This window comes from Streptococcus sp. 3874 (genome assembly GCF_013276425.1).
In the GTDB taxonomy this organism is placed as follows: domain Bacteria; phylum Bacillota; class Bacilli; order Lactobacillales; family Streptococcaceae; genus Streptococcus; species Streptococcus pseudopneumoniae.
Genome location: NZ_VMLA01000010.1, coordinates 1 through 886, shown reverse-complemented (window position 1 = coordinate 886; position 886 = coordinate 1). Strand labels below are relative to the sequence as shown.

The 886-nt window shown below is 40.4% G+C and carries 1 pseudogene; it reads left to right on the top strand.

The window, feature by feature from the left end:
* Positions 1-90: 90 nt before the first annotated feature.
* Positions 91-886 (top strand): annotated as a pseudogene (locus tag HT703_RS00825) (ISNCY family transposase); the annotation flags it as partial.

Genomic DNA, 886 nt, shown 5'->3' with positions numbered 1-886 from the left:
TATTTTCAACTCTTACTATTATACCGACTTTTTCAGACTTGTCAACACCTTTTTCTAATTTTTTTTAAACTTTTTACAATTTTTTGGCGAGAAGTCATCTAAATGGAGGCTAGCCCTCATGCCTGGTTTGGAGCAGAAACCTCTAACTTACACCTAGCCATTGATGATGCTTCTGGCAATATCCTAGGGGCTTATTTTGATAAACAAGAGACCTTGAATGCTTACTATCATGTCCTCGAACAAATTTTAGACAACCACGGCATTCCCCTTCAAATCAAAACAGATAAAAGAACAGTCTTTACCTATCAAATCTCCAACTCTAAGAAAATGGAGGACGATACCCATACACAATTCGGATACGCCTGTCACCAACTGGGGATTCTCCTTGAGACAACCGCTATCCCTCAAGCTAAAGGGAGAGTCGAAAGACTCAATCAGGCACTACAATCTCGCCTGCCTATTGAACTGGAACGAAACAATATTCATACCTTGGAAGAAGCCAATACTTTCCTTCTTTCCTACATTCAAACCTTTAATGAACAGTTTGGAAACAAGACAAAACTCTCTGTCTTTGAGGAGGCTCCTAAGCCCTCTGAACGAAATCTCATTCTGGCTAGACTGGCGGAGAGAGTCGTCGATAGTGGACACCATATCCGATTCCAAAATCGTTGCTATATCCCTGTTGAACAAGGAAAAGAAGTCTACTTCAGCAGAAAGACGAAAGCATTCGTTATAAAAGAAGTTGACGGTGACATCTACCTCAATATCGCTGACAAGATCTATCACACAAAGGAGCTACTAGTTCATGAACTCTATTCGAAAAACTTTGAATCAGAACCAGAACAAAAAAAGAAAGACGCAAGTATGTCCCTCCACAAACCCATCC